We start from the raw sequence: 25,147 nt of genomic DNA on the forward strand, positions 1-25,147 counted from the left end.
ATGCTTATTTGGAGGGGAAATGAAAAGAAAAGTGATTAAGAAAGTAATTGGCTTACTGTTGCCTATTCTCACGTTATTTATTTTATCGGCATGTAACAACTACAGAGTCGATCGTGATTTAGCTAAAACAGCTATTTCAAATATCCGTTCCGTAGTAGAAGCTGCAGGACTAGAAGCAGAAGGATACTCGACTGCTAATACGTTTAGATCCGCTGGTTCTGACCCATCTTACATTAAAGAAAATAAGAAATATGTTGATGTTTACGTAGATTTTGAAAAAGATTATGTTGAGAAAACTCCAGTCCTTAAATACAATCCGGAGCTTAAAGAAGTTGAAAAGAAAATTTTCTTTGTTTTTCCTAAGAAAACAGTCTATCGTTTAGAAATGGAGTATGATACTGGTGATGACGACTATGACCGATTTAAAAAAGCTTACAATACGATACTTCAAAGTGCTAGCTTGACTTCAACATATTTAAGCGAAGATGCGCTTAGGAAACTTTACATTAAAAATTCAGTTGAATTGGATCACTATCACTTTTGGCCCAAATATTCTTTGGAACCGAAAGAAGAATATAGTGATAACCCTAAAATCCGTCTTAAAGAGAGAGAAAAAAGAGAAGCAATTTTGAAGACGGATGTAGAAGAACTCACTCCCTTAATCGAGGATTTAGACTCAAGTAGAGTCAACAATCTCGATGAAGAGACGCTTGTTCGCAATCGAGATCTACTCTTAAAAAGGGTTGCTGACAATCGTTCGACCTTTAGTGTTACAATATTATTTAGTATAGATCAGGTACGAAAACAGAACCTCCAAGTAACTAATGAAGATATTGACAATTGGACAAGGTCTGATTTTAAATATTTACTTGCTCAAATAATTGAAATAGAAAAACTACCTAGGAATACAGAAGTAGGCTTTGGCATAGATTACATAGACAATAGTAATCGGTATGCTCATAAATCTTTCAGTTTCTATAAACAATAATTTTTGAAAGACATTCAGGAATCCTCCTGTCTGTCTTTTTACTTAGCTTTTTGGTATAATGGACCAAGTATTAATTTAGAAAGATTTGTGGGTGTCAAATAGTCCAGTGATTTTTGATATGGACTTATGTTACATCCAAAGAGGTATTAGTGTCGTGTCTCAATCTTATATCAATGTTATCGGTGCTGGATTGGCGGGTTCTGAAGCAGCCTACCAAATCGCTGAACGTGGTATTCCCGTTAAACTCTATGAAATGCGTGGTGTCAAGTCAACACCTCAACACAAAACTGATAATTTTGCAGAGTTGGTTTGTTCAAACTCCTTGCGTGGAGATTCTCTTACAAATGCTGTAGGTCTCCTCAAGGAAGAAATGCGTCGTCTAGGTTCTCTTATCTTGGAATCAGCAGAAGCAACGCGTGTTCCTGCTGGTGGTGCTCTGGCGGTTGACCGTGATGGTTTCTCTCAAATGGTTACTGAAAAGATTGCCAATCATCCTTTGATTGAGGTCGTTCGTGACGAAATCACAGAATTGCCAACAGATGCTATTACAGTTGTAGCAACTGGTCCTTTAACAAGTGATGCTCTTGCTGAGAAAATTCATGCACTCAATGGAGGAGATGGTTTTTATTTCTACGATGCTGCAGCGCCTATTGTGGATGTCAATACAATCGATATGAACAAGGTTTATCTCAAATCTCGATATGATAAGGGAGAAGCAGCTTATCTGAATGCTCCAATGACCAAACAAGAGTTTATGGATTTCCATGAAGCCTTAGTTAATGCAGAAGAAGCACCTCTTAACTCTTTTGAAAAAGAAAAGTACTTTGAAGGGTGTATGCCAATTGAAGTTATGGCTAAACGTGGCATTAAAACCATGCTTTATGGCCCTATGAAACCAGTTGGTCTAGAATATCCAGAAGACTATAAAGGACCTCGTGATGGCGACTTTAAAACACCGTACGCAGTCGTTCAGCTTCGTCAAGATAATGCGGCTGGAAGTCTTTATAATATCGTCGGTTTCCAGACTCACCTCAAATGGGGAGAGCAGAAGCGTGTCTTCCAAATGATTCCAGGCCTTGAAAACGCTGAGTTTGTTCGCTATGGAGTCATGCACCGTAATTCCTACATGGACTCTCCAAATCTTCTTGAGCAGACCTACCGTTCGAAGAAACAGCCAAATCTATTCTTTTCCGGGCAAATGACAGGTGTAGAAGGATATGTTGAATCAGCAGCATCAGGGTTAGTAGCAGGTATAAACGCAGCTCGTCTTTTCAAGGGAGAAAGCGAAGCTATTTTCCCAGAGACTACAGCTATTGGTAGTTTAGCTCATTATATTACGCATGCTGATAGCAAACACTTCCAACCTATGAATGTAAACTTTGGTATTATCAAAGAATTAGAAGGTGAACGAATCCGTGATAAGAAGACTCGTTATGAAAAAATTGCGGAACGTGCCTTGTCTGATTTAGAGAAATTTTTATCTGTCTAATTTTTTTGAAAGAATTACTCATGATACTATAAAAATCTTTGAAATTGTGATAAAATAGGTAGGATAAAAAAAGGAGAGAGAAAATGGTAGAACCTAAGTATAAACGTATCTTAATCAAGCTATCTGGTGAAGCCCTTGCTGGCGAACGTGGTGTCGGGATTGATATCAAAACTGTCCAAAGTATGGCCCAAGAAATCAAGGAAGTTCACGAACTAGGAATTGAAATTGCCTTGGTTATCGGAGGTGGAAACCTTTGGCGTGGAGAACCTGCAGCAGAAGCTGGTATGGATCGTGTTCAAGCGGATTACACTGGAATGCTTGGGACAGTCATGAATGCTCTTGTGATGGCAGATTCATTGCAACAAGTAGGGGTTGATACTCGCGTACAAACAGCTATTGCCATGCAACAAGTAGCGGAGCCTTATATTCGTGGACGTGCCCTTCGCCACCTCGAAAAAGATCGTATCGTTATCTTTGGTGCAGGAATCGGTTCACCATATTTCTCAACGGATACTACAGCAGCTCTTCGTGCAGCTGAAATTGAAGCAGACGCTATTTTGATGGCTAAGAATGGTGTAGACGGTGTCTACAATGCTGATCCTAAGAAAGATAAAACTGCTGTTAAATTTGAAGAGTTGACTCACCGTGATGTCATTAATAAGGGCCTTGGTATTATGGATTCAACAGCTTCAACTCTATCAATGGATAACGACATCGACTTGGTAGTCTTTAATATGAACCAACCTGGTAATATCAAACGTGTTGTATTTGGTGAAAATATCGGTACAACAGTTTCAAACAATATCGAAGAAAAGGAATAGGAAAAATTATGGCTAACGCAATTGTAGAAAAAGCTAAAGAGAGAATGACTCAATCTCACCACTCACTTGCTCGTGAATTTGGTGGTATCCGTGCAGGTCGTGCTAACGCTAGCTTGCTGGACCGTATTACTGTTGAATACTATGGTGTCGAAACACCTCTTAACCAAATCGCTTCTATCACAATTCCTGAAGCGCGTGTCTTGTTGGTAACACCATTTGATAAATCTTCATTGAAGGATATCGAGCGTGCTTTGAACGCTTCAGATCTTGGTATTACACCAGCTAACGATGGTTCTGTTATTCGCTTGGTTATCCCAGCTCTTACAGAAGAAACTCGTCGCGATCTCGCTAAAGAAGTGAAAAAAGTTGGTGAAAATGCTAAAGTAGCTATCCGTAATATCCGTCGTGACGCTATGGATGAAGCTAAAAAACAAGAAAAAGCTAAAGAAATCACTGAAGATGAATTGAAGACTCTTGAAAAAGATATTCAAAAAGCCACAGACGATGCTGTTAAACACATCGACGAGATGACTGCCAATAAAGAAAAAGAAATCTTGGAAGTCTAAGAAATAAACAGAAAAACTCAGTTGGCATTGCTGGCTGAGTTTTATTCGAAAGAAGGAAACATGAATACAAATCTTGCAAGTTTTATCGTTGGACTTATCATCGATGAAAATGACCGTTTTTACTTTGTTCAAAAGGATGGTCAAACATACGCTCTTGCTAAGGAAGAAGGTCAGCATACAGTTGGTGATACTGTTAAAGGTTTTGCCTACACAGACATGAAGCAAAAACTTCGCTTGACAACTCAAGAAGTGACTGCAACTCAGGATCAATTCGGTTGGGGTACAGTAACAGAGGTTCGTAAGGATTTGGGTGTTTTTGTTGATACAGGGCTTCCTGACAAGGAGATCGTTGTGTCACTTGATATCCTGCCTGAACTGAAAGAGCTCTGGCCTAAGAAGGGCGATAAACTTTATGTTCGTCTAGAAGTAGACAAGAAAGACCGTATCTGGGGAGTTTTGGCTTATCAGGAAGACTTCCAACGTTTAGCACGTCCAGCATACAACAACATGCAAAATCAAAACTGGCCTGCAATCGTTTATCGTCTTAAGTTATCAGGAACTTTTGTCTATCTACCAGAGAACAACATGCTTGGATTTATTCATCCAAGTGAGCGCTATGCAGAGCCACGTTTGGGGCAAGTGTTAGATGTGCGTGTCATCGGTTTCCGTGAAGTTGACCGAACTCTTAATCTGTCACTAAAACCTCGCTCTTTTGAGATGTTAGAAAATGATGCACAAATGATTCTGACTTACTTGGAAAGCAATGGTGGCTTCATGACCTTAAATGATAAATCATCACCAGATGATATCAAAGCAACTTTTGGTATCTCAAAAGGTCAGTTTAAAAAAGCACTTGGTGGTTTGATGAAGGCTGGTAAAATTAAACAAGACCAGTTTGGTACAGAGTTAATTTAGGGAGGCTTATGAGAAAATCATTTTATACTTGGCTCATGACAGAACGAAATCCTAAAAGTAATAGTCCCAAAGCAATTTTAGCGGATCTTGCCTTTGAGGAGTCAGCCTTCCCAAAACATACGGATGATTTCGATCAAGTGAGTCGATTTTTAGAAGAACATGCCAGTTTTTCCTTTAATATGGGAGACTTCGATCGTATCTGGCAGGAATATTTAGAACATTAAAAAGGGCATAGGTGTTAAGGATAGCAATTTCCAAATGCCTTTGCTATAATAAAAAGAAATTAGAGAGTTAGAGAGGTTCTTTATTTGAAGGAACATTCAATAGACATTCAGTTAAGTCATCCAGATGACCTGTTTCATCTTTTTGGTTCCAATGAACGCCATCTTCGCTTGATGGAGGATGAGTTAGATGTTATCATCCATGCTCGTACAGAGATTGTACAGGTCTTGGGAGAGGAGTCTTCTTGTGAAGAAGCACGGCAAGTCATTCAAGCCTTGATGGTCTTGGTTAATCGTGGCATGACTGTCGGAACTCCGGATGTGGTGACAGCCATCAATATGGTTAGAAACAATGAAATCGATAAGTTTGTTGCCCTCTATGAAGAAGAGATTATCAAAGACAATACTGGTAAGCCGATTCGGGTCAAGACACTGGGACAAAAACTTTATGTTGATAGTGTTAAGAATCATGATGTTACCTTTGGGATTGGGCCAGCTGGTACGGGTAAAACATTCCTAGCAGTGACCTTGGCTGTTACAGCTCTTAAACGTGGTCAAGTCAAGCGTATTATCCTGACTCGTCCAGCAGTAGAAGCTGGAGAAAGCTTGGGATTTCTTCCAGGAGATCTCAAGGAAAAGGTAGACCCTTATCTTCGACCTGTCTATGATGCCTTGTACCAAATTCTTGGGAAGGACCAAACAACTCGTCTCATGGAGCGAGAAATTATTGAGATTGCGCCTTTGGCCTACATGCGTGGACGTACTCTGGATGATGCCTTTGTCATTTTGGATGAAGCGCAAAATACAACTATCATGCAGATGAAGATGTTTTTGACTCGTCTTGGATTTAATTCAAAAATGATTGTCAATGGTGATATTAGCCAGATTGACCTACCGCGTAATGTTAAATCAGGTCTGATTGATGCCCAGGAAAAACTTAAGAACATTCACCAGATTGACTTCGTTCATTTTTCAGCCAAGGATGTGGTTCGCCATCCAGTCGTTGCTCAGATTATTAGAGCTTATGAACCTCGACCTGTCAAAGCTGAAGAAAATCAAGAAGAAACAGAATAAAGAAAAAGAGCAGTTGAAAAACTGCTCTTATTTTTTTGAATTTCTTATTAAACAAGCTCACTAATAGGTGTATAGTCACGTTCTAAACCTTCAGAAACTGGTTGACTAGTAAGTTGACCTTGGTAAGTTGTAACCCCTTCACGCAAACCAGCATCTTCAAGGATTGCTGTCTTAAATCCTTTTCCTGCCAAGGCTTCGATATATGGAAGAGTCACATTTGTAAGGGCGATAGTAGAAGTACGAGCAACTGCTCCAGGAATGTTGGCAACCGCATAGTGAAGGACACCGTGTTTCTCATATACAGGCTCATCATGGGTTGTCACACGGTCAGCTGTTGCAATAACACCACCTTGGTCTACAGCAACGTCTACGATGACAGAACCAGGACGCATTTGTTGAACCATGTCATCTGTCACTAATTTTGGAGCTTTAGCACCAGGAATCAATACTGCACCGATAACAACGTCTGCTTCACGCACACTTGCTTCGATATTAAATGGGTTAGACATCAAAGTTTGGATTTGGTGACCAAAGACATCTTCAAGTACAGAGAGACGTTTGGCGCTGATATCAAGAATAGTTACTTGAGCTCCCAAACCAAGAGCAATACGAGCAGCGTGTGTACCAACCACACCACCACCGATGATGGTTACTTTTCCTTTAGGAACACCAGGAACACCACCGAGTAAGACCCCTGAACCACCCGCTTGTTTCGTTAAGAAATGCGCTCCGATTTGTACTGCCATACGTCCTGCAACCTCACTCATTGGAACGAGAAGAGGTAGTTGTCCTTCAGTATCACGAACAGTTTCATAAGCGACACCAGTTGTTTTCGCTGCTAACATAGCATCTGCCAATTCAGGAGCAGCAGCCATGTGCAAGTAGGTGAAAAGAAGCAAATCCTCACGCAAGTATTGATATTCACTAGCAAGTGGTTCTTTCACTTTAACAACCAAATCTGCAGCCCAAGCCTCAGCAGCTGTAGCGACAATCTCAGCACCTTGTTTTTCATAGTTGGCATCTGTAAATCCTGAACCAAGCCCAGCATTTGTTTCGATAAGGACACGGTGGCCACGACCAACGAGACTTTGTACACCAGCTGGTGTCAAAGCAACACGATTTTCATTATTTTTAATTTCCTTAGGAATTCCAATTAACATAGATATAACTCACTTTCTATTAGACAGTTTCAGTTTTATATCACATTTTTTTGATTTTTTGTGATGATTTTATTGTATATGAAACCGCTTTAAATTGCAAGAAAAATTTGTAAACTTATTTTCAGAAATCTTGACAAGGAAGACTATTTTGCAAATAAGTAAGCAATTGAAAAGATTTTTCGACTGTTTTTTCTTTTTCTTACGAATAAGTTAAGAGAGGAGAAAATATGGAAGTATTTATCGAGAAAATAAAAGAATATAAAATCATCGTCATCTGTGTTAGTTTGGGTTTGATCCTGTGTGGATTTTTCCTCTTAAAACCAGTCGCTCAAACACCTGCTAAAGAAAGTAATTTGCAGACAGAAGTTACAACTGTTTCGAAGGACTCGACGGATGAAAAGGAGGATGGGAATCAGAAGGAAGAAGTGGTAGAGCAAGATCTAATTACTGTCGATATCAAAGGGGCTGTTAAATCGCCAGGGATTTACGATTTGCCAGTTGGAAGTCGTATCAATGATGCTGTTCAAAAAGCTGGTGGACTGACAGATAATGCTGATAGTAAGTCTATCAATCTTGCCCAGAGAATTAGTGACGAAGCGCTTGTCTATGTTCCAACTAAGGAAGAAGCTACCAGTCAAGAAATGCCATCAAGTGCTTCTAACAACAAGGAAAATAAGAAAGTCAATCTCAATAAAGCCAGTGTAGAGGAACTTAAACAAGTCAAAGGTTTAGGTGCGAAACGTGCGCAAGATATTATTGACCATCGTGAGTCCAACGGTAAGTTCAAGTCAGTTGATGATCTCAAAAAGGTTTCTGGTATTGGTGCAAAAACGATAGAAAAGTTAAAAGAGTATGTCACAGTGGATTAATCGTTTTCCCATCCCGAAAATCTATCTTAGTTTTCTTTTGCTATGGCTCTACTATGCAATTTTTTCAGCAAGTGTATTAGCACTTTTGGGATTTGTCTTTTTACTGATCTGCCTGTTTTTTCAATTTCCATGGAAGACTGTAGTCAAAGTCCTATTGGTTTGCAGCCTATTTGGGAGTTGGTTTGTATTTCAAAAATGGCAGCAAGAAGAAGCTAGTCAACATCTAGTCAATACAGTTGATACAGTCCGAGTCTTACCGGACACCATCAAGGTAAATGGTGATAGCTTGTCTTTTCGTGGCAAGGCTGATGGTAGACTCTTTCAGGTCTATTATAAGCTCCAATCAGAAGCTGAAAAAGAAAAATTTCAGCAGTTGTCTGATCTGCATGAAATGGTTGTGAAAGGCAAGTTAGCTAGTCCTCAAGGAGCAAACAATTTTGCTGGTTTTGATTATCGAAACTATCTCAAAACGCAAGGAATTTATCAGACCTTAACCATATCCGAAATTGTGGAATTAAAGCAAATTTCCAGTTGGGATATTGGAGAAAATCTATCAAGTTTGCGGAGAAAAGCAGTTGTCTGGATTAAACGGAATTTTCCCGATCCCATGCGCAACTATATGACCGGTCTTTTATTGGGGCATTTAGATACGGACTTTGAGGAAATGAATGAACTCTACTCGAGTCTAGGGATTATTCACCTTTTTGCTTTGTCAGGGATGCAGGTCGGTTTCTTCATGAATGCTTTTAAAAAGTCACTCTTACGATTGGGTTTGACGCAAGAGAAGTTCAAATGGCTTGCCTATCCCTTTTCTTTGGTCTATGCAGGTTTGACAGGGTTCTCAGCTTCTGTTATTAGAAGTCTGTTACAAAAACTTTTGGCTCAACATGGCTTCAAGGGGCTGGATAACTTTGCCATGACAATCCTTATCTTGTTTATAATCATGCCGAATTTCTTCCTGACTGCTGGTGGAGTGCTCTCCTGTGCTTATGCCTTTATCCTGACCATGACTGGTGAGGAAGTAGCAGGGATAAAAGGTCTGGTTAGAGAGAGTTGCATTATTTCCTTGGGAATTCTGCCAATTTTATCATTTTATTTTTCAGAATTTCAACCGTGGTCCATTCTCTTGACATTTGTCTTTTCATTCTTATTTGATATGGTTCTGTTACCGCTCTTATCGATTCTCTTCTGTCTGTCATTTATATATCCCATCACCCAGTTAAACTTTCTCTTTGAATGGCTTGAAAACATCATTCGCTATATTTCTCAGCTATCTACGAGGCCTCTTGTTTTTGGTCAGCCGAGTCTTTGGATTTTAATCCTTCTTTTGATTACTTTAGCTCTCATCTACGATTATCGAAAGAATTTGAAAAAAATATCTATGCTTGTCATAGTTGCTATCTCGCTCTTTTTAGTAACCAAACATCCACTGGAGAATGAAATCACAGTCCTAGATATGGAACAGGGGCGGAGCATTTTCCTAAGAGACATGACAGGAAAGACCATACTACTGGATGTCGGAGAAAAATCTGAACGTGACAAGAAAGAAGCCTGGCAGGAGAGGATTTCCTCTAGCAATGCCGAACGGAGTTTAATCCCTTATCTAAAAAGTCGAGGAGCTGCAAAGATTGATCAGCTTGTGCTAACGACTAGTGATACTAAGCAGTTAGATCATGTGTTAGAAATCAGTAAAGCCTTCGAGCTTGAAGAGATTCTAGTAAGTGAAGAAACTTTATCTAAAAGAGAATTTATGGATAAGCTGAAGAAAAGCAAAGTCAAGGTAGCTGCTATCAAAACAGGACAGCAGTTGTTTATTTTTGGGAGTGGTTTGGAAGTAATCACTAGCCAAAATAGCGATAAAAAGGATTCAATGGTCTTGTATGGAAAGCTACTAAACCAAACCTTTCTAGTTACTGGAGATATAGAGGATAAGTTCTTAACCAAGTCTTATCCAAAACTCCAAGCAGATATTGTGATAACTCATCAGCAAGCATCAAATAAAAAGACAGATGTAGAAATCCTCAAAACCTTACAACCTAAAGCCACTATCATTTCGGTAGACAAGAAGAAAAAATTCAAAGAAAAAAATGAGGAAAGTAACCAAGAACTTGGGAATTCAATTTACAAAACGGACCAAAAGGGTGCCATACGTTTTAAAGGCTGGAGTTCTTGGCAAATAGAAACAGTTCGCTGAACTCATGAACGAGAATAACATTAAAATTGTCTAAACAATCAATCAAAACTTGATTTTAGAACCTTTTTGCTATAAAATGGTAAAGATTAGTGTCAAACTTTTATATTGCAAATAGGAGAAAACATGACAAAAACTTTGAAACGTCCTGAGGTTTTATCACCTGCAGGAACACTAGAAAAACTAAAAGTAGCTGTTCAATACGGTGCAGATGCTGTCTTTATCGGTGGTCAGGCCTATGGTCTACGTAGCCGTGCTGGTAACTTTACTTTCGAACAAATGGAAGAAGGAGTTCAGTTTGCGGCTAAGTATGGCGCTAAGGTTTATGTAGCGGCTAATATGGTTATGCACGAGGGAAATGAAGAAGGTGCTGGAGAATGGTTCCGTAAATTGCGTGATATCGGAATTGCAGCGGTCATCGTATCTGACCCAGCCTTGATTATGATTGCGGCAACTGAAGCACCAGGTCTTGAAATTCACCTTTCTACACAAGCTAGTGCGACCAACTATGAAACACTAGAATTCTGGAAAGAACTTGGCTTGACGCGTGTTGTTTTGGCGCGTGAGGTTTCTATGGAAGAATTGGCAGAAATCCGCAAACGTACAGACGTTGAGATTGAAGCTTTCGTTCATGGAGCTATGTGTATCTCATATTCTGGCCGTTGTACGCTCTCTAACCACATGAGTATGCGTGATGCCAACCGTGGTGGATGTTCACAGTCTTGTCGCTGGAAATATGATCTTTACGATATGCCATTTGGTAAAGAGCGTAAGAGCCTCAGGGGAGAAATTCCTGAAGAATTCTCCATGTCTGCGGTTGATATGTCTATGATCGACCATATTCCAGATATGATCGAAAATGGCGTGGACAGTTTGAAGATTGAAGGTCGTATGAAGTCTATTCATTACGTTTCAACAGTAACAAACTGCTATAAGGCTGCAGTCGATGCTTACCTTGAGAGCCCTGAAAAGTTTGAAGCAATCAAGCAAGACTTGATTGATGAAATGTGGAAGGTTGCCCAACGTGAATTGGCTACAGGTTTCTACTATGGAACACCATCTGAAAACGAACAACTATTCGGAGCACGCCGTAAGATTCCAGAATACAAGTTTGTTGCTGAAGTAGTAGCTTATGATGATGCGACACAAACAGCAACTATTCGCCAACGTAACGTTATCAACGAAGGTGACCAAGTTGAGTTTTACGGTCCAGGTTTCCGTCATTTTGAAACCTACATCGAAGACCTTCATGACTCAAAAGGAAATAAAATCGACCGTGCACCAAATCCAATGGAACTCTTGACCATCAAGGTTCCTCAACCAGTACAAGCAGGTGATATGGTCCGTGCTTTGAAAGAAGGTCTGATTAACCTCTATAAAGAAGATGGAACAAGCGTTACTGTTCGTGCCTAGATAAGGAAAAAACATGGTTCAAGCTCAGGGCTTACTGGTAGATGATGAAAGTAGATGTGTTCATTACCATACTGATAAAGACATCGTGGCACTTCAATGCTATGAGTGTCAGAAATACTATGCTTGTTATCAATGCCACAATGCATTAGAAACACACACATTTACTCCTTATCCTTTAAGTCTAAAAGAGGACAGACCTATCTTATGTGGTTCCTGTAAGAAAACCTTAACTTATGAGGAGTATTCAAAGAAAAGTAGCTGTCCATATTGTAAAGCTGCATTTAATCCAGCTTGTCAGAGTCACCATTCCTATTATTTTAAATAAGGACAAAAAATCCAGGTTGTAAAACCTGGATTTTTGCTTTCAGAAAAATGGGAAAGAAAGGGAAAACGAAATAAAAAGTCCTTAAAATTTTCTATATAATGGTCATGATAATGGTCATGAAAATCGCAAAATTAGAAATAAATATTGAGAAACGCTTTCAATGCTAGTAAAAAGTTGACAAAAGCAAATTTTAGGACTAAACTAAGGAAGTAAATTTATTTAAAAAAGGAGAATTCGTCATGAATTTAACATTTTTCGGTCTATGTCTTGCCTGTATGGGTGTATCTCTTGCAGAAGGATTTTTGATGAACGGTTTGTTCAAATCTGCAGCACGCCAACCAGATATCATCCCACAATTGCGTAGTTTGATGATCATGGGGATCGCCTTTATCGAAGGAACATTCTTTGTAACTCTAGCGATGTCATTTGTCATTAAATAGACAACTCTATTTAGAAATGGAGGTGTCAAACCATGGAAGAAAGTTTGAATCCAACCGTTAATATTGGACCAATATCCTTTGATTTGACCCTGCTTGCCATGTCTCTTGTAACTGTTTTGATGGTTTTTGCCTTTGTCTACTGGGCAAGTCGAAAAATGACCATCCGTCCAAAGGGCAAACAAAATGCTCTTGAGATGATTTATGACTTTGTGGTTAGTTTTGCAAAACCAAACATTGGAGATTCATACATCAAGGACTATTCCTTGTTCCTATTTTCTCTATTCTTGTTTATCTTGGTTGCCAATAATATTGGTTTAATGGCAAAGGTACAAACAACAAACGGTTATAACTTGTGGACTTCTCCAACAGCCAACCTTGGATACGATTTATCCCTCTCATTATTGATCACCTTGATCGCTCATGTAGAAGGAATTCGTCGTAGAGGCGTTAAAGAATATTTGAGAGCATTTGTTACACCTGGCTTCATGACTCCGATGAACATTTTAGAAGAGTTCACCAATTTTGCCTCCTTGGCGATTCGGATATACGGAAATATTTTTGCCGGTGAGGTCTTAGCAGGATTGCTATTGGCCTTGTCACAACATGCCTTGTATTGGTATCCTTTTGCCTTTGTTGCAAACATGTTATGGACAGCCTTTTCGATTTTCATTTCATGTATTCAAGCCTATGTATTTACCATGTTGTCATCTATGTACATTGGTAAAAAAATAAATGAAGGGGAAGAGTAAGTAGAGGAGGATTAGAAGATGGATTTAACTATTAGTACCATTATTGGTGACTTTATTCTGATCGCTGGTTCCTTCCTTTTATTAATCTTTTTAGTGAAGAAATATGCTTGGGGAAATATTACCAGTGTCTTAGATGAACGCGCTGAAAAGATTTCTTCAGATATTGATGGTGCCGAGGAAGCCCGTAAAAAGGCAGAGGAACTTGCTAGCAAACGCGAAGCTGAGTTAGCAGGTAGCCGTACCGAAGCTAAAACTATTATCGAGAATGCAAAGGAAACAGCTGAGAAAAGTAAAGCTGATATTTTGGCTGAAGCTAAACTTGAAGCAGGGCGCTTAAAAGAAAAAGCCAACCAAGAAATTGCTCAAAATAAAGCTGAAGCTTTACAAAGCGTTAAAGGTGAGGTAGCAGATTTGACAGTTAATCTAGCTGGAAAAATTATCTCACAAAACCTTGACGGTCATGCCCACAAAGAACTCATTGATCAGTATATCGATCAGCTAGGAGAAGCTTAATGGACAAAAAGACAGTAAAGGTAATTGAAAAATACAGCATGCCTTTTGTCCAATTGGTGATTGAAAAAGGAGAAGAAGATCGTATCTTCTCAGATTTGACTCAAATCAAGCAAGTCGCTGAAGAAACAAATTTGCCTTCTTTTTTGGCTCAGGTAGATGTGGATGAGTCTGATAAGGATAAAACAGTTAGTTATTTCCAAGACTCGGCATCGCCATTATTACAAAACTTCATTCAAGTTCTGTTGTACAATCATCGCTCATATCTTTTTTATGATGTGATTGTAGATTGTTTAAACCGTCTTGAGAGAGAAACGAATCGTTTTGAAGTAACGATTGTGTCTGCTCATCCTCTGACTGATGAACAGAAAGAACGTTTGGTTCCAATTATCGAGAAAAAGATGTCTTTAAAAGTGCGTAGCATTAAAGAAGAAATCGACGATAGTTTAATCGGTGGTTTTGTCATTATCGCCAATCACAAGACAATTGATGTTAGTATTAAACAACAACTTAAAGTTGTTAAGGAAAATTTGAAATAGAAAGTGGTGTTCTTTTGGCAATTAACGCACAAGAAATCAGCGCTTTAATTAAGCAACAAATTGAAAATTTCAAACCCAATTTTGATGTGACTGAAACTGGTGTTGTAACATACATCGGGGACGGAATTGCGCGTGCTCATGGCCTTGAAAATGCCATGAGTGGAGAGTTGTTGATTTTTGAAAACGGCTCTTATGGTATGGCGCAAAACTTAGAATCAACTGATGTTGGTATTATCATCCTTGGAGACTTTACAGATATTCGCGAAGGCGACACTATTCGTCGTACAGGAAAAATCATGGAAGTTCCAGTTGGTGATAGCTTGATTGGTCGTGTTGTGGATCCACTTGGTCGTCCTGTAGACGGACTTGGTCCAATTGACACAGATAAAACTCGTCCAGTTGAAGCGCCAGCTCCTGGGGTTATGCAACGTAAATCAGTATCACAACCATTGCAAACTGGTTTGAAAGCTATTGATGCCCTTGTTCCAATTGGTCGTGGTCAACGTGAGTTGATTATCGGTGACCGTCAAACAGGGAAAACAACCATCGCTATCGATGCAATCTTGAACCAAAAAGGTCAAGATATGATCTGTATCTATGTAGCGATTGGTCAAAAAGAATCAACAGTTCGTACGCAAGTAGAAACACTTCGTCAGTACGGAGCCTTGGATTATACAATTGTCGTGACAGCATCAGCTTCACAACCGTCACCATTGCTTTTCCTCGCACCTTATGCAGGGGTTGCTATGGCCGAAGAATTTATGTACCAAGGTAAGCACGTATTGATTGTTTATGATGACTTATCTAAACAAGCGGTAGCTTATCGTGAACTTTCTCTCTTGCTCCGTCGTCCACCAGGTCGTGAAGCCTTCCCAGGGGATGTCTTCTACCTTCATAGCCGTCTACTTGAACGTTCAGCTAAAGTTTCGGATGAATTGGGTGGAGGATCTATCACAGCTCTTCCATTTATCGAGACACAAGCCGGAGATATCTCAGCCTATATCGCTACAAACGTAATATCTATTACGGATGGACAAATCTTCCTAAGTGATAGTCTCTTTAATGCAGGTATCCGTCCAGCTATTGATGCGGGTTCTTCCGTATCTCGTGTTGGTGGTTCTGCACAGATTAAGGCCATGAAGAAGGTTGCTGGTACTCTTCGTATCGACCTTGCTTCATACCGTGAGTTAGAAGCTTTCACTAAATTTGGTTCGGACTTGGATGTAGCTACTCAGGCTAAATTGAACCGTGGTCGTCGTACTGTAGAAGTATTGAAACAGCCCGTTCACAAACCATTACCTGTTGAGAAACAAGTTACTATTCTCTATGCTTTGACCCATGGTTTCTTGGATACAATTCCTGTAGACGATATCGTTCGTTTCGAAGAAGAGTTCCATATGTTCTTTGATGCTCAACATCCTGAGATTTTGGAAACCATTCGTGAAACAAAAGACTTGCCAGATGAAGCAGTCTTGGATGCTGCGATTACTGAGTTTCTCAATCAATCAAGCTTCCAATAAGAATAGAGGTGTCAGATGGCAGTATCTCTAAATGATATTAAAACAAAAATCGCCTCAACGAAAAATACTAGTCAAATTACTAACGCTATGCAGATGGTTTCTGCAGCTAAGTTAGGTCGTTCTGAAGAAGCATCTCGTAACTTCCAAGTGTATGCACAAAAAGTGCGTAAACTAGTTACAGATATCCTCCACGGAGATGGTGCAGACGGATCAACTAACCCTATGTTGATCAGTCGTCCTGTCAAAAAAACAGGCTATATCGTCATTACATCTGACCGTGGTCTTGTTGGAGGATATAATTCTTCAATCTTAAAAGCAGTCATGAAACTTCAGCAAGAATACCATCCTTCAGGTGATGACTTTGAGGTTATCTGTATTGGTGGTATGGGAGCCGATTTCTTCAAATCACGCGGTATTCAACCAATCTATGAATTGCGTGGACTTGCAAGCCAACCAAGCTTTGATGAAGTTCGTAAGATTATTACAAAAACGATTGAAATGTATCAAAACGAACTTTTTGATGAGCTCTATGTTTGTTACAACCACCACGTTAATACACTGACAAGTCAAATGCGTGTAGAACAGATGCTTCCAATTGTGGACTTGGATCCAAATGAAGCGGATGAGAACTATAGCTTGACCTTTGACCTTGAAACAAGTCGTGAAGAAATCTTGGATCAATTACTACCACAATTTGCTGAAAGTATGATTTATGGTGCTATTATTGATGCCAAGACAGCTGAAAATGCTGCAGGGATGACAGCCATGCAAACAGCGACTGATAATGCTAAAAAAGTGATTAATGATTTGACCATTCAGTATAACCGTGCCAGACAGGCGGCGATTACACAAGAAATCACAGAAATCGTGGCAGGAGCTAGCGCTTTAGAATAAAGCCATCCTGCTCAAATGAATGAACTTAGGACCTAGCAATACTAGGAACCGACAGTATCTTATATAGAATAGGAGAAGGAGATGAGTTCAGGTAAAATTGCTCAGGTTATCGGACCCGTTGTAGACGTTTTGTTTGCAGCAGGGGAAAAACTTCCTGAGATTAACAATGCACTTGTCGTCTACAAAAATGACGAAAAGAAAACAAAAATCGTCCTTGAAGTAGCCTTAGAGTTGGGAGATGGTATGATTCGTACCATCGCTATGGAATCAACAGATGGTTTAACTCGTGGAATGGAAGTATTGGACACTGGTCGTCCAATCTCTGTACCAGTAGGTAAAGAAACCTTGGGACGTGTCTTCAATGTTTTGGGAGATACCATTGACTTGGAAGCTCCTTTTGGAGAAGACGCAGAACGTCAGCCAATTCATAAAAAAGCACCTACTTTTGATGAGTTGTCTACCTCTTCAGAAATCCTCGAAACAGGGATTAAGGTTATCGACCTTCTTGCCCCTTATCTTAAAGGTGGTAAAGTCGGACTCTTCGGTGGTGCTGGAGTTGGTAAGACTGTCTTGATCCAAGAATTGATTCACAACATTGCCCAAGAACACGGTGGTATCTCAGTATTTACTGGTGTTGGGGAACGTACTCGTGAAGGGAACGACCTCTACTGGGAAATGAAAGAATCAGGCGTTATCGAAAAAACAGCCATGGTATTTGGTCAGATGAATGAGCCACCAGGAGCACGTATGCGTGTTGCTCTTACTGGTTTGACAATCGCTGAATACTTCCGTGATGTTGAAGGCCAAGACGTTCTTCTCTTCATTGACAATATCTTCCGTTTCACACAAGCTGGTTCAGAAGTATCTGCCCTTTTGGGTCGTATGCCTTCAGCCGTTGGTTACCAACCAACACTCGCAACTGAAATGGGTCAATTGCAAGAACGTATCACTTCAACCAAGAAAGGTTCTGTAACCTCTATACAGGCTATCTACGTGCCAGCGGATGACTATACTGACCCAGCGCCAGCAACAGCCTTCGCTCACTTGGATTCTACTACAAACTTGGAACGTAAATTAGTTCAGTTGGGTATCTACCCAGCCGTTGACCCACTTGCTTCAAGTTCACGTGCCTTGGCACCTGAAATCGTTGGAGAAGAGCATTACGCAGTTGCTGCTGAGGTTAAACGTGTCCTTCAACGTTACCATGAATTGCAAGATATCATTGCGATCCTTGGTATGGATGAACTTTCTGATGAAGAAAAAACTTTGGTTGCTCGTGCGCGTCGTATTCAGTTCTTCCTTTCACAAAACTTCAACGTTGCGGAACAATTTACTGGTCAACCAGGTTCATATGTTCCAGTAGCTGAAACAGTTCGTGGATTTAAGGAAATTCTCGACGGAAAACACGATCATCTCCCAGAAGATGCCTTCCGTGGGGTAGGTTCAATCGAAGATGTTATTGCTAAGGCTGAAAAAATGGGATTTTAAGAGGTGACCTATGGCTCAGTTAACTGTCCAGATCGTGACACCAGATGGCCTCGTCTATGATCACCATGCCAGCTTTGTATCGGTTCGAACTCTGGATGGTGAGATGGGGATCTTGCCACGACATCAAAATATGATTGCGGTATTAGCAGTTGATGAAGTTAAAGTCAAACGTGTTGATGATGATTCTCATGTAAACTGGATAGCAGTAAACGGAGGAATCATTGAGATTGCTAATGATGTCATAACTATCGTTGCTGACTCAGCTGAACGCGCTCGTGATATCGATGTTAGCCGTGCAGAACGTGCGAAACTTCGTGCAGAACGTGAAATCGAAGAAGCACAAGATAAACATTTGATTGACCAAGAACGTCGTGCTAAAATTGCATTGCAACGTGCCATTAACCGTATCAATGTCGGAAATAAATTATAAAATAAAAAAGAACTTGATCTTTATTCAAGTTCTTTTTTTGTTAGTGATGAAAACTAATGCAGACCGCTTCAGGTACATGAAAGTCATTCGAAAGTTCTGCAAGTCGACCAGTTTCAGGATTACGCTTAAAGACAGTTGCATTATCTGAATCTTGGTGAACTGCGATGAGGAACTCTTGGTCTGGTGACAAATCAAAATCACGTGGGTTATGTCCATGAGTTGGAACAATCTCTAATAACTCTAAACTTCCATCCGCTAAAATACTATATACTGCGATAGAATCATGTCCGCGGTTCGAAGCATAGAGGTATTTGCCATCTTTAGAGAGACGAATAGCAGCAGTGCCGTTAAACCCTTTATAGTCATCTGGTAAGGTTGAAATGACCTGCATTTTTTCAAATGCTCCGACTCCATCGTAAATCAATACTTCAATTGTACTGTTCAGTTCGCAGATAAGATAAGCAATCTTGTAGTGGTGGTGGAAAACCAGGTGACGCGCACCCGCACCAGGAGTACAGTTGTAGGTAGCTAATGGACTTATCTTTCCTTCTGAATTGACATCATAGGTAGTTACTTCATCAGTACCTAGGTCGCAAGTGACTAAATACTGATCTGGTGTTAAATCTGTAAAGTGTACATGTGGAGAAGCTTGATTTTCATGAGGACCATGACCGCTATGTTGAACTGTATCAGCCAATTCTAGACTACCATCTTCTTTACGTTTATAGACCAAAACTTGTCCCTTGTGATAGTTAGCACCATATACTAAGCCACGTTTCTCGTCAACAGCCACATAGCAGTGAGGAGCACCTTCTGTCACAACATGATTTAGCAAAGTACCATCTGTTTGATAGGCAGCAATTCCACCTTGTCCATCTTTGCTACCGACAGTGTAGAGGTGATTTTCTTGATCAAATGCAAGATAGGTAGGACTTGGCTCAGCAGCAAATAGTTTAAGATTGGATAGTTGCCCAGTTTCTGTATCAAAATCAGCTTGATAAATCCCTTGGGATATACGACGAGTATAAGTTCCAAAATATACTGTTTCTTTCATATTCATACCTCTAAGAAAATATACTTCCATTATATCATAAAAGATTTACTACATGAAAATTCTAGAGAAGAAATAGTAAGCTAATTCAACATAGAAAGAACTTATTTCTCTATAATGAAAACCCTAAATGAAAACCCTATAAAAACCCCTTATTTTTCTAAAAAATGGTATAATGAAAGGACAAAGGAAAGGAAGTAGATATGGAACAAAAAGAGAAACACTTTACCTTATCTTGGTTTTTTAAATGGTTTTTAGATAATAAGGCCGTAACGGTCTTTTTGGTGACTTTACTGTTAGGTCTGAATATTTTTATTCTCAGTAAAATAAGCTTTTTATTTATACCAGTCATTGACTTTTTATCTGTAGTTATGTTGCCTGTTATCTTATCAGGGCTACTATTTTATCTATTGAATCCACTGGTAGATTTGATGGAGAAGTACAAGATAAACCGTGTCTTAGCCATTAGTATTATCTTTGTGATAATCGCTTTTCTTTTAATTATCGGTTTAGCGGTTGCGATCCCAAACCTTCAACGTCAGGTGATTATTTTTGCACAAAATGTACCAAGTTATATAGAAGATGCTGACAGAGTGATTGATGATCTTGTAACCAAGCGTTTGCCAGATGATTTTAGACCTCAACTGGAACAGGTTTTGGCGCAATTTTCAACTCAGGCAACTGCATGGGCAAGTAATATCTCTTCCAAAGCTGTTAACTGGGTGAGTGCTATTATTAGTGGAACTTCTCAAGTAATCGTCGCTTTGATTATCATGCCATTTATGCTCTTTTATCTCCTTAGAGATGGGAAAGGGTTGAGAGATTATATCACTCAATTTTTACCAAATAAATTAAGAGAACCAGTAGGTAAGGTTCTATCAGATGTGAACCAACAACTTGCTAACTACGTTAGAGGACAAATTACGGTCGCTGTAATCGTAGCTATCATGTTTATTATCTTCTTCAAGATTATTGGCCTTCGTTATGCAGTAGCGCTAGGTGTTACTGCAGGTGTATTGAACCTTGTGCCCTATCTTGGAAGCTTCCTTGCAATGCTCCCAGCCCTTGTGTTGGGGCTCATTGCAGGTCCAGTCATGCTCTTAAAAGTTATTATTGTCTTTATTGTAGAGCAAACCATTGAAGGTCGTTTCGTTTCACCACTGATTTTAGGAAGCCAATTAAATATTCACCCAATTACCATTCTTTTTGTACTTTTGACTTCGGGTTCTATGTTTGGTATCTGGGGAGTATTGCTAGGAATTCCAATCTATGCTTCTGCTAAAGTAGTCATCTCAGAGATTTTTGATTGGTACAAAGAAGTTAGTGGACTTTATGAACCGGTAGAGGAGACTGATCGTGAACAATAGTCAACAAATGCTTGAAGCCTTAGAACAACAGGACTTAACAAGCGCAGATTCTTTCTTTCAAAAAGCTTTAGAAGAAGACTCAGATGAAGTGCTTCTTGAACTTGCTGCATATCTCGAAGGAATAGGTTTCTACCCGCAAGCAGGGCAAATTTATGAGAAATTAGCACCGAAATTCCCAGAAGTCTACATCAATCTAGCTGCAATAGCTGGTGAAGATGGACTGATTGAAGAAGCTTTTGACTATCTAGAGAATATTGGTCCAGACAGCGAATGGTATGTATCAGCTCTTGCCTTAAAGGCTGATTTATATCAGATGGAAGGATTGACAGATGTTGCGCGTGAGAAGCTTTTAGAAGCTCGTAACTACTCTGATGATCCTCTCTTGATATTTGGACTAGCAGAGCTAGATAGTGAGCTAGGAAACGATATAGAAGCTATTCAGGGCTATGCCAAACTAGATAACCGCATTATCTATGGTCAAACTGGAATTTCAACCTATCAGAGAATAGGCCTTGCATATGCACGACTTGGAAAATTCGAATCTGCTCTTGAATTTCTTGAAAAAGCCTTGGAACTAGAATATGACGAGCAAACGGCCTATGAACTGGCAAGTCTCTATTTTGATCAAGAAGATTATCAAAAAGCAGCCTTATACTTTAAGCAGTTAGATACGATTTCTCCAGATTTCGAAGGATATGAGTATGGCTATAGCCAGGCACTCCATAAGGAACATCAAACAGAAGAAGCTCTTAGGATTGCTCAACAGGGGTTGGCAAAAAATCCTTTTGAAACACGTTTATTGCTCCTCGCTTCTCAGTTATCTTACGAATTGCATCAACCAGAGCAAGCCGAAGCTTATCTTTTGCAAGCACAAGAGAATGCTGAAGATCAAGAAGAGATTTTATTGCGCTTAGCGACCATCTACCAAGAACAAGAGAGATATGAAGATATTTTAGCCTTAGAAGCGCATGAACCTGAAAATCTCTTAACAAAATGGATGATTGCCCGTAGCTACCAGGAAACTGAGGAGTTGGACGTAGCTTACGAGCTTTATAAAGAACTCGCTACAGAATTGAAGGATAACCCGGAGTTCTTGGAACAGTATATTTATTTATTAAGAGAACTAGGGAAGTTAGAGGAAGCAACAGAATACATTCAGGCTTATCTTGACCTAGTTCCAGATGATATTCAGATGCAGGAATTGTATAATCATCTCATTTAAAATGTTCGAAATAATCGCCTTTAAACAGGCGGTTATTTTTTTGCAAACACGTCTAAAAAATAAATTAAGAATAAGCAATCAAAATAGATAGAAACAGTATGAATTTTTAGTTATTTTTTGATATAATTGTTATAGTTAAGTAGAATAATCACAAAATTTGAAAATAGAAAGATTTGAATTATGACAAAAGTAAAAATTGTAACGGATTCTTCTGTTACCATTGAACCAGAAGTGGTCAAAGAATTAGATATTACGATTGTTCCTTTATCTGTAATGATTGATAGTGTCCTCTATTCAGATGCAGATCTTGAAGAAGGTGAATTCCTTCGTTTGATGCAAGCAAGTAAAAATCTTCCTAAGACTAGTCAACCACCTGTGGGGCTCTTTGCAGAAATTTTTGATGACTTAGGCAAAGATGGTAGTCAGGTTCTTGCGATTCACATGTCTTATGCTCTATCAGGTACAGTAGAAGCAGCTCGCCAAGGAGCAAGCCTTTCATCGGCTGATGTCACTGTTTTAGATAGCTCTTATACAGACCAAGCATTGAAGTTTCAAGTTGTAGAAGCAGCTAGATTAGCTAAAGAAGGTAAAGACCTAGAAACTATCTTAGCACATGTAGAAGACGTTAAAAATCACACAGAACTTTATATCGGCGTTTCTACTTTAGAAAACCTTGTTAAAGGTGGACGTATTGGTCGTGTAACAGGTTTGTTGAGCTCACTACTTAATATTCGTGTAGTGATGCAAATGAAAAATAACGAACTTCAACCTATTGTGAAGGGACGTGGTGCAAAAACTTTTAAAAAATGGTTGGATGAACTAGTAGAGACTTTGTCACATCGTTCAGTTGCCGAGATTGGCATTTCATATGCTGGTACTAACGAATGGGCAAATGAGATGAAAGCGGTGCTTCAACCATACGTTGAAAAGCCAATTTCAGTCCTAGAAACTGGTTCTATTATCCAAACTCATACCGGAGAAAACGCCTGGGCTATCTTAATTCATTATAATTCCTAAAAAAATTGAGAAAAATTAAAGAAAAGGTGTTTTTGACTTGACCTAAAAGGAATTTTAGGTTATGATTATAAGTGTTAATTAGAAATAATTTTGGAGGATTCATTAACATGGCAAACAAACAAGATTTGATCGCTAAAGTAGCAGAAGCTACAGAATTGACTAAGAAAGATTCAGCAGCAGCAGTTGACGCTGTTTTCGCAGCAGTAACTGAATTCCTTTCAGCTGGTGAAAAAGTTCAATTGATCGGTTTTGGTAACTTTGAAGTTCGTAAACGTGCAGCTCGTAAAGGCCGCAACCCACAAACTGGTAAAGAAATCAAAATCAAAGCTTCTAAAGTTCCAGCATTCAAAGCTGGTAAAGCTCTTAAAGAAGCAGTTAAATAATGATTCTATAAAAAGCCTGTCATATTGATTGACAGGTTTTTTTGCATATTTTCGAGTGAAAGTAGCAGGAGGAGATAAACTAGTATTTCTAGTCAAACTACATTTGAAATCATCATAGATGATTCTAATGAAAGCAACAAAAAAACAACTTCGATTGAAGTTGTTTTTGTTCAACCTTATGCAAGTGATGCGGTTGATTATTTGAGACCGTATTTTTTGTTGAAACGATCCACGCGTCCATCTGCTTGAGTGAACTTTTGACGTCCAGTGTAGAATGGGTGTGAGTCTGATGAAATTTCCACACGGATCAATGGGTAAGTTTCGCCTTCGAACTCAACTGTTTCGCTAGAGCGTTTTGTTGAACCGCTAAGAAATTTGTAACCAGTAGTTGTGTCCATGAAGACAACTGGGCGATATTCTGGATGGATATCTTTTTTCATTTTGCAATATTTCCTTTCTGCCATGGTCTCTTTGCGAGCCATAGATTGTTACCATACTAGTCTATCAGATTATCAGAAGTTTGGCAAGACTTTTTATCTATTTTTCAGTAAGTTTTTCAATTTTTGGTAGATGAGATCATTCTCTTCTAAACTATAAGAATTTGCTCCGCTAGCAAGAGGGTGCCCACCGCCATCATGTTCTTTTGCGACACCATTGATAGGGACAAATTTACTACGTAGACGTACACGATAGTGACCGTCTGCTTGTTCCACAAAGATTCCCCAAAGGATAACAGTATCGATACGACCTGGAGCCCCAACGATGGCTGCTGTTTCCGCATCAGTAACGTCGTATTTCTTCAAGATTTCTTGAGTCAGAATGACACGAGCAGCTCCATTTTCATCAACCTCTAAGTGATCATAGATATAACCTTGAAGTCTGGCGATTTTATAGCTGATTGTATCCATATGACGTGTAAGTTTAGCATAATCAAAATCATACTCCCTCAGTTGACTCGCTATACGAAGCGTACGAGCAGAAGTTGCTGGAAAGAGGAAGCGACCAGTATCACCAATGATTCCAGCAGACAAGAGGTAAGCGGCCTGGTCAGATAATTTAAGGTTGGTTTCCTCTGCTAAGATAGCTACCATCTCACTGGCACTACTAGAAGTCGTATCTACCCAAACCAGATCTCCATATTCTTCATCGTTTGGATGGTGGTCAATCTTGATAATTGTCTCAGCATTAAGATAACGTTTATCATCGATTCGAGCAGTATTGGCTGTATCACAAATAATAGCAAGTGCTCCTTCAAATTCTTGATCCTCTACCTCATCCATTTTGGCTAACCATGTTAGGGTAGGCAAATCATAGCCAACAACTTTAATCTTTTTATCAGGAAAATTATACTGGAGCAGTTCTTTAAGACCAACTTGACTTCCCAAGGCATCGGGATCTGCTCTCATGTGACGGTGAATAATAATTGTATCGTATTTTTTAATTTGTTCTAAAATTTGATGGCAAATTTCCATAAATAACCTCAATTCTTTCTCATATCATTGTAG

At 39.4% G+C, this 25,147-nt stretch carries 27 protein-coding genes; 23 read left to right on the plus strand and 4 right to left on the minus strand.

What is annotated here, in order from left to right; genetic code table 11:
- The first annotated feature begins 19 nt into the window (after nt 1–19).
- From ACXYSK_RS01625 to ACXYSK_RS01655, 7 genes are all read left to right on the plus strand, one after another.
- Complete coding sequence (locus ACXYSK_RS01625; protein WP_458624822.1) at nt 20–988, plus strand: hypothetical protein; 969 nt, start codon at nt 20–22, stop codon at nt 986–988.
- 154 nt (nt 989–1,142) lie between these two features.
- Nucleotides 1,143–2,477 (plus strand): methylenetetrahydrofolate--tRNA-(uracil(54)-C(5))-methyltransferase (FADH(2)-oxidizing) TrmFO, encoded by a 1,335-nt coding sequence (trmFO, locus tag ACXYSK_RS01630; RefSeq protein WP_458624823.1) that lies wholly within the window; start codon nt 1,143–1,145, stop codon nt 2,475–2,477.
- Between the two features lie 83 nt (nt 2,478–2,560).
- A complete protein-coding gene (gene pyrH / locus ACXYSK_RS01635; RefSeq protein WP_006150940.1) occupies nt 2,561–3,298 on the plus strand; it encodes a UMP kinase in 738 nt (245 codons plus the stop codon).
- 8 nt (nt 3,299–3,306) lie between these two features.
- Nucleotides 3,307–3,864 carry a ribosome recycling factor gene (gene frr, locus ACXYSK_RS01640; protein WP_178894893.1) on the plus strand — a complete coding sequence of 186 codons (558 nt, stop codon included), beginning with the start codon at nt 3,307–3,309 and terminating at the stop codon, nt 3,862–3,864.
- A 60-nt stretch (nt 3,865–3,924) separates the two neighbouring features.
- The gene (cvfB, locus tag ACXYSK_RS01645; protein ID WP_414268083.1) at nt 3,925–4,779 is read left to right on the plus strand and encodes an RNA-binding virulence regulatory protein CvfB; all 855 of its coding nucleotides are present in this window, start codon (nt 3,925–3,927) and stop codon (nt 4,777–4,779) included.
- Between the two features lie 8 nt (nt 4,780–4,787).
- A complete protein-coding gene (locus ACXYSK_RS01650; RefSeq protein WP_001232087.1) occupies nt 4,788–5,003 on the plus strand; it encodes a YozE family protein in 216 nt (71 codons plus the stop codon).
- A gap of 84 nt (nt 5,004–5,087) precedes the next feature.
- Nucleotides 5,088–6,074, plus strand: a complete 987-nt coding sequence (locus ACXYSK_RS01655) for a PhoH family protein (protein ID WP_036752940.1) — start codon at nt 5,088–5,090, stop codon at nt 6,072–6,074.
- A gap of 47 nt (nt 6,075–6,121) precedes the next feature.
- On the opposite strand, the gene ald is transcribed toward ACXYSK_RS01655, so the two are convergent.
- Nucleotides 6,122–7,234 carry an alanine dehydrogenase gene (gene ald, locus ACXYSK_RS01660; protein WP_458624824.1) on the minus strand — a complete coding sequence of 371 codons (1,113 nt, stop codon included), beginning with the start codon at nt 7,232–7,234 and terminating at the stop codon, nt 6,122–6,124.
- Between the two features lie 227 nt (nt 7,235–7,461).
- Between ald and ACXYSK_RS01665 the strand changes: the two genes are divergently transcribed.
- From ACXYSK_RS01665 to ACXYSK_RS01720, 12 genes are all read left to right on the plus strand, one after another.
- Nucleotides 7,462–8,103, plus strand: coding sequence for a helix-hairpin-helix domain-containing protein (locus ACXYSK_RS01665; protein WP_458624825.1), 642 nt, complete (start codon nt 7,462–7,464; stop codon nt 8,101–8,103).
- Nucleotides 8,087–10,297: a ComEC/Rec2 family competence protein gene (locus ACXYSK_RS01670; RefSeq protein WP_458624826.1), complete on the plus strand. Its 2,211-nt coding sequence runs from the start codon at nt 8,087–8,089 to the stop codon at nt 10,295–10,297. The genes ACXYSK_RS01665 and ACXYSK_RS01670 overlap by 17 nt, the downstream gene beginning before the upstream one ends.
- A 123-nt stretch (nt 10,298–10,420) precedes the next feature.
- Complete coding sequence (locus tag ACXYSK_RS01675) at nt 10,421–11,707, plus strand: peptidase U32 family protein (RefSeq protein WP_458624827.1); 1,287 nt, start codon at nt 10,421–10,423, stop codon at nt 11,705–11,707.
- Between the two features lie 13 nt (nt 11,708–11,720).
- Nucleotides 11,721–12,032 (plus strand): CHY zinc finger protein, encoded by a 312-nt coding sequence (locus tag ACXYSK_RS01680; RefSeq protein WP_458624828.1) that lies wholly within the window; start codon nt 11,721–11,723, stop codon nt 12,030–12,032.
- 239 nt (nt 12,033–12,271) lie between these two features.
- Nucleotides 12,272–12,472: a F0F1 ATP synthase subunit C gene (locus tag ACXYSK_RS01685; RefSeq protein WP_001054551.1), complete on the plus strand. Its 201-nt coding sequence runs from the start codon at nt 12,272–12,274 to the stop codon at nt 12,470–12,472.
- 32 nt (nt 12,473–12,504) lie between these two features.
- Nucleotides 12,505–13,221: a F0F1 ATP synthase subunit A gene (atpB, locus tag ACXYSK_RS01690; RefSeq protein ID WP_458624829.1), complete on the plus strand. Its 717-nt coding sequence runs from the start codon at nt 12,505–12,507 to the stop codon at nt 13,219–13,221.
- Nucleotides 13,222–13,239: 18 nt separating this feature from the next.
- Entirely contained in the window at nt 13,240–13,734 is a 495-nt protein-coding gene (atpF, locus tag ACXYSK_RS01695) for a F0F1 ATP synthase subunit B (protein ID WP_016465714.1), read from the plus strand.
- Complete coding sequence (locus tag ACXYSK_RS01700; RefSeq protein WP_458624830.1) at nt 13,734–14,270, plus strand: F0F1 ATP synthase subunit delta; 537 nt, start codon at nt 13,734–13,736, stop codon at nt 14,268–14,270. Before atpF ends, ACXYSK_RS01700 begins: the two co-directional genes overlap by 1 nt.
- A gap of 14 nt (nt 14,271–14,284) precedes the next feature.
- A complete protein-coding gene (gene atpA, locus ACXYSK_RS01705) occupies nt 14,285–15,790 on the plus strand; it encodes a F0F1 ATP synthase subunit alpha (RefSeq protein WP_458624831.1) in 1,506 nt (501 codons plus the stop codon).
- A 15-nt stretch (nt 15,791–15,805) separates the two neighbouring features.
- A complete protein-coding gene (locus tag ACXYSK_RS01710) occupies nt 15,806–16,684 on the plus strand; it encodes a F0F1 ATP synthase subunit gamma (RefSeq protein WP_458624832.1) in 879 nt (292 codons plus the stop codon).
- 81 nt (nt 16,685–16,765) lie between these two features.
- Nucleotides 16,766–18,172: a F0F1 ATP synthase subunit beta gene (gene atpD, locus ACXYSK_RS01715; protein ID WP_000094353.1), complete on the plus strand. Its 1,407-nt coding sequence runs from the start codon at nt 16,766–16,768 to the stop codon at nt 18,170–18,172.
- A 10-nt stretch (nt 18,173–18,182) separates the two neighbouring features.
- Nucleotides 18,183–18,602, plus strand: a complete 420-nt coding sequence (locus ACXYSK_RS01720; protein ID WP_006150932.1) for a F0F1 ATP synthase subunit epsilon — start codon at nt 18,183–18,185, stop codon at nt 18,600–18,602.
- A 40-nt stretch (nt 18,603–18,642) separates the two neighbouring features.
- Here ACXYSK_RS01720 and ACXYSK_RS01725 read toward each other — a convergent pair whose 3' ends face one another.
- Nucleotides 18,643–19,656: a lactonase family protein gene (locus ACXYSK_RS01725; RefSeq protein WP_458624833.1), complete on the minus strand. Its 1,014-nt coding sequence runs from the start codon at nt 19,654–19,656 to the stop codon at nt 18,643–18,645.
- Between the two features lie 200 nt (nt 19,657–19,856).
- On the opposite strand from ACXYSK_RS01725, the gene ACXYSK_RS01730 reads away from it, so the two are divergent.
- The 4 genes from ACXYSK_RS01730 (at nt 19,857) to ACXYSK_RS01745 (ending at nt 23,642) form a co-directional block, all read left to right on the plus strand.
- Nucleotides 19,857–21,020 (plus strand): AI-2E family transporter, encoded by a 1,164-nt coding sequence (locus ACXYSK_RS01730; protein WP_373113246.1) that lies wholly within the window; start codon nt 19,857–19,859, stop codon nt 21,018–21,020.
- Nucleotides 21,010–22,242 carry a tetratricopeptide repeat protein gene (locus tag ACXYSK_RS01735; protein ID WP_458624834.1) on the plus strand — a complete coding sequence of 411 codons (1,233 nt, stop codon included), beginning with the start codon at nt 21,010–21,012 and terminating at the stop codon, nt 22,240–22,242. Before ACXYSK_RS01730 ends, ACXYSK_RS01735 begins: the two co-directional genes overlap by 11 nt.
- A gap of 180 nt (nt 22,243–22,422) precedes the next feature.
- Nucleotides 22,423–23,259 carry a DegV family protein gene (locus tag ACXYSK_RS01740; RefSeq protein WP_458624835.1) on the plus strand — a complete coding sequence of 279 codons (837 nt, stop codon included), beginning with the start codon at nt 22,423–22,425 and terminating at the stop codon, nt 23,257–23,259.
- Nucleotides 23,260–23,366: 107 nt separating this feature from the next.
- Entirely contained in the window at nt 23,367–23,642 is a 276-nt protein-coding gene (locus ACXYSK_RS01745; RefSeq protein ID WP_004253345.1) for an HU family DNA-binding protein, read from the plus strand.
- A 197-nt stretch (nt 23,643–23,839) separates the two neighbouring features.
- On the opposite strand, the gene ACXYSK_RS01750 is transcribed toward ACXYSK_RS01745, so the two are convergent.
- Together ACXYSK_RS01750 and ACXYSK_RS01755 are read right to left on the minus strand one after the other, a co-directional pair.
- The gene (locus ACXYSK_RS01750; protein ID WP_004253349.1) at nt 23,840–24,082 is read right to left on the minus strand and encodes a type B 50S ribosomal protein L31; all 243 of its coding nucleotides are present in this window, start codon (nt 24,080–24,082) and stop codon (nt 23,840–23,842) included.
- A 93-nt stretch (nt 24,083–24,175) separates the two neighbouring features.
- Complete coding sequence (locus ACXYSK_RS01755; protein WP_458624836.1) at nt 24,176–25,114, minus strand: DHH family phosphoesterase; 939 nt, start codon at nt 25,112–25,114, stop codon at nt 24,176–24,178.
- Nucleotides 25,115–25,147: the final 33 nt, after the last annotated feature.

The sequence above is a fragment of the Streptococcus sp. V919 genome, from assembly GCF_054353475.1.

Excerpts from the sequence above, each read along its gene's own strand:
- ACXYSK_RS01625 (WP_458624822.1), top strand. The coding sequence starts at position 20 with ATGAAAAGAAAAGTGATTAAGAAAGTAATTGGCTTACTGTTGCCTATT.
- pyrH (WP_006150940.1), top strand. The coding sequence starts at position 2,561 with ATGGTAGAACCTAAGTATAAACGTATCTTAATCAAGCTATCTGGTGAA.
- frr (WP_178894893.1), top strand. The coding sequence starts at position 3,307 with ATGGCTAACGCAATTGTAGAAAAAGCTAAAGAGAGAATGACTCAATCT.
- cvfB (WP_414268083.1), top strand. The coding sequence starts at position 3,925 with ATGAATACAAATCTTGCAAGTTTTATCGTTGGACTTATCATCGATGAA.
- ACXYSK_RS01650 (WP_001232087.1), top strand. The coding sequence starts at position 4,788 with ATGAGAAAATCATTTTATACTTGGCTCATGACAGAACGAAATCCTAAA.
- ald (WP_458624824.1), bottom strand. The coding sequence starts at position 7,234 with ATGTTAATTGGAATTCCTAAGGAAATTAAAAATAATGAAAATCGTGTT.
- ACXYSK_RS01665 (WP_458624825.1), top strand. The coding sequence starts at position 7,462 with ATGGAAGTATTTATCGAGAAAATAAAAGAATATAAAATCATCGTCATC.
- ACXYSK_RS01670 (WP_458624826.1), top strand. The coding sequence starts at position 8,087 with ATGTCACAGTGGATTAATCGTTTTCCCATCCCGAAAATCTATCTTAGT.
- ACXYSK_RS01675 (WP_458624827.1), top strand. The coding sequence starts at position 10,421 with ATGACAAAAACTTTGAAACGTCCTGAGGTTTTATCACCTGCAGGAACA.
- ACXYSK_RS01680 (WP_458624828.1), top strand. The coding sequence starts at position 11,721 with ATGGTTCAAGCTCAGGGCTTACTGGTAGATGATGAAAGTAGATGTGTT.
- ACXYSK_RS01685 (WP_001054551.1), top strand. The coding sequence starts at position 12,272 with ATGAATTTAACATTTTTCGGTCTATGTCTTGCCTGTATGGGTGTATCT.
- atpB (WP_458624829.1), top strand. The coding sequence starts at position 12,505 with ATGGAAGAAAGTTTGAATCCAACCGTTAATATTGGACCAATATCCTTT.
- atpF (WP_016465714.1), top strand. The coding sequence starts at position 13,240 with ATGGATTTAACTATTAGTACCATTATTGGTGACTTTATTCTGATCGCT.
- ACXYSK_RS01700 (WP_458624830.1), top strand. The coding sequence starts at position 13,734 with ATGGACAAAAAGACAGTAAAGGTAATTGAAAAATACAGCATGCCTTTT.
- ACXYSK_RS01710 (WP_458624832.1), top strand. The coding sequence starts at position 15,806 with ATGGCAGTATCTCTAAATGATATTAAAACAAAAATCGCCTCAACGAAA.
- atpD (WP_000094353.1), top strand. The coding sequence starts at position 16,766 with ATGAGTTCAGGTAAAATTGCTCAGGTTATCGGACCCGTTGTAGACGTT.
- ACXYSK_RS01720 (WP_006150932.1), top strand. The coding sequence starts at position 18,183 with ATGGCTCAGTTAACTGTCCAGATCGTGACACCAGATGGCCTCGTCTAT.
- ACXYSK_RS01725 (WP_458624833.1), bottom strand. The coding sequence starts at position 19,656 with ATGAAAGAAACAGTATATTTTGGAACTTATACTCGTCGTATATCCCAA.
- ACXYSK_RS01730 (WP_373113246.1), top strand. The coding sequence starts at position 19,857 with ATGGAACAAAAAGAGAAACACTTTACCTTATCTTGGTTTTTTAAATGG.
- ACXYSK_RS01740 (WP_458624835.1), top strand. The coding sequence starts at position 22,423 with ATGACAAAAGTAAAAATTGTAACGGATTCTTCTGTTACCATTGAACCA.
- ACXYSK_RS01745 (WP_004253345.1), top strand. The coding sequence starts at position 23,367 with ATGGCAAACAAACAAGATTTGATCGCTAAAGTAGCAGAAGCTACAGAA.
- ACXYSK_RS01750 (WP_004253349.1), bottom strand. The coding sequence starts at position 24,082 with ATGAAAAAAGATATCCATCCAGAATATCGCCCAGTTGTCTTCATGGAC.
- ACXYSK_RS01755 (WP_458624836.1), bottom strand. The coding sequence starts at position 25,114 with ATGGAAATTTGCCATCAAATTTTAGAACAAATTAAAAAATACGATACA.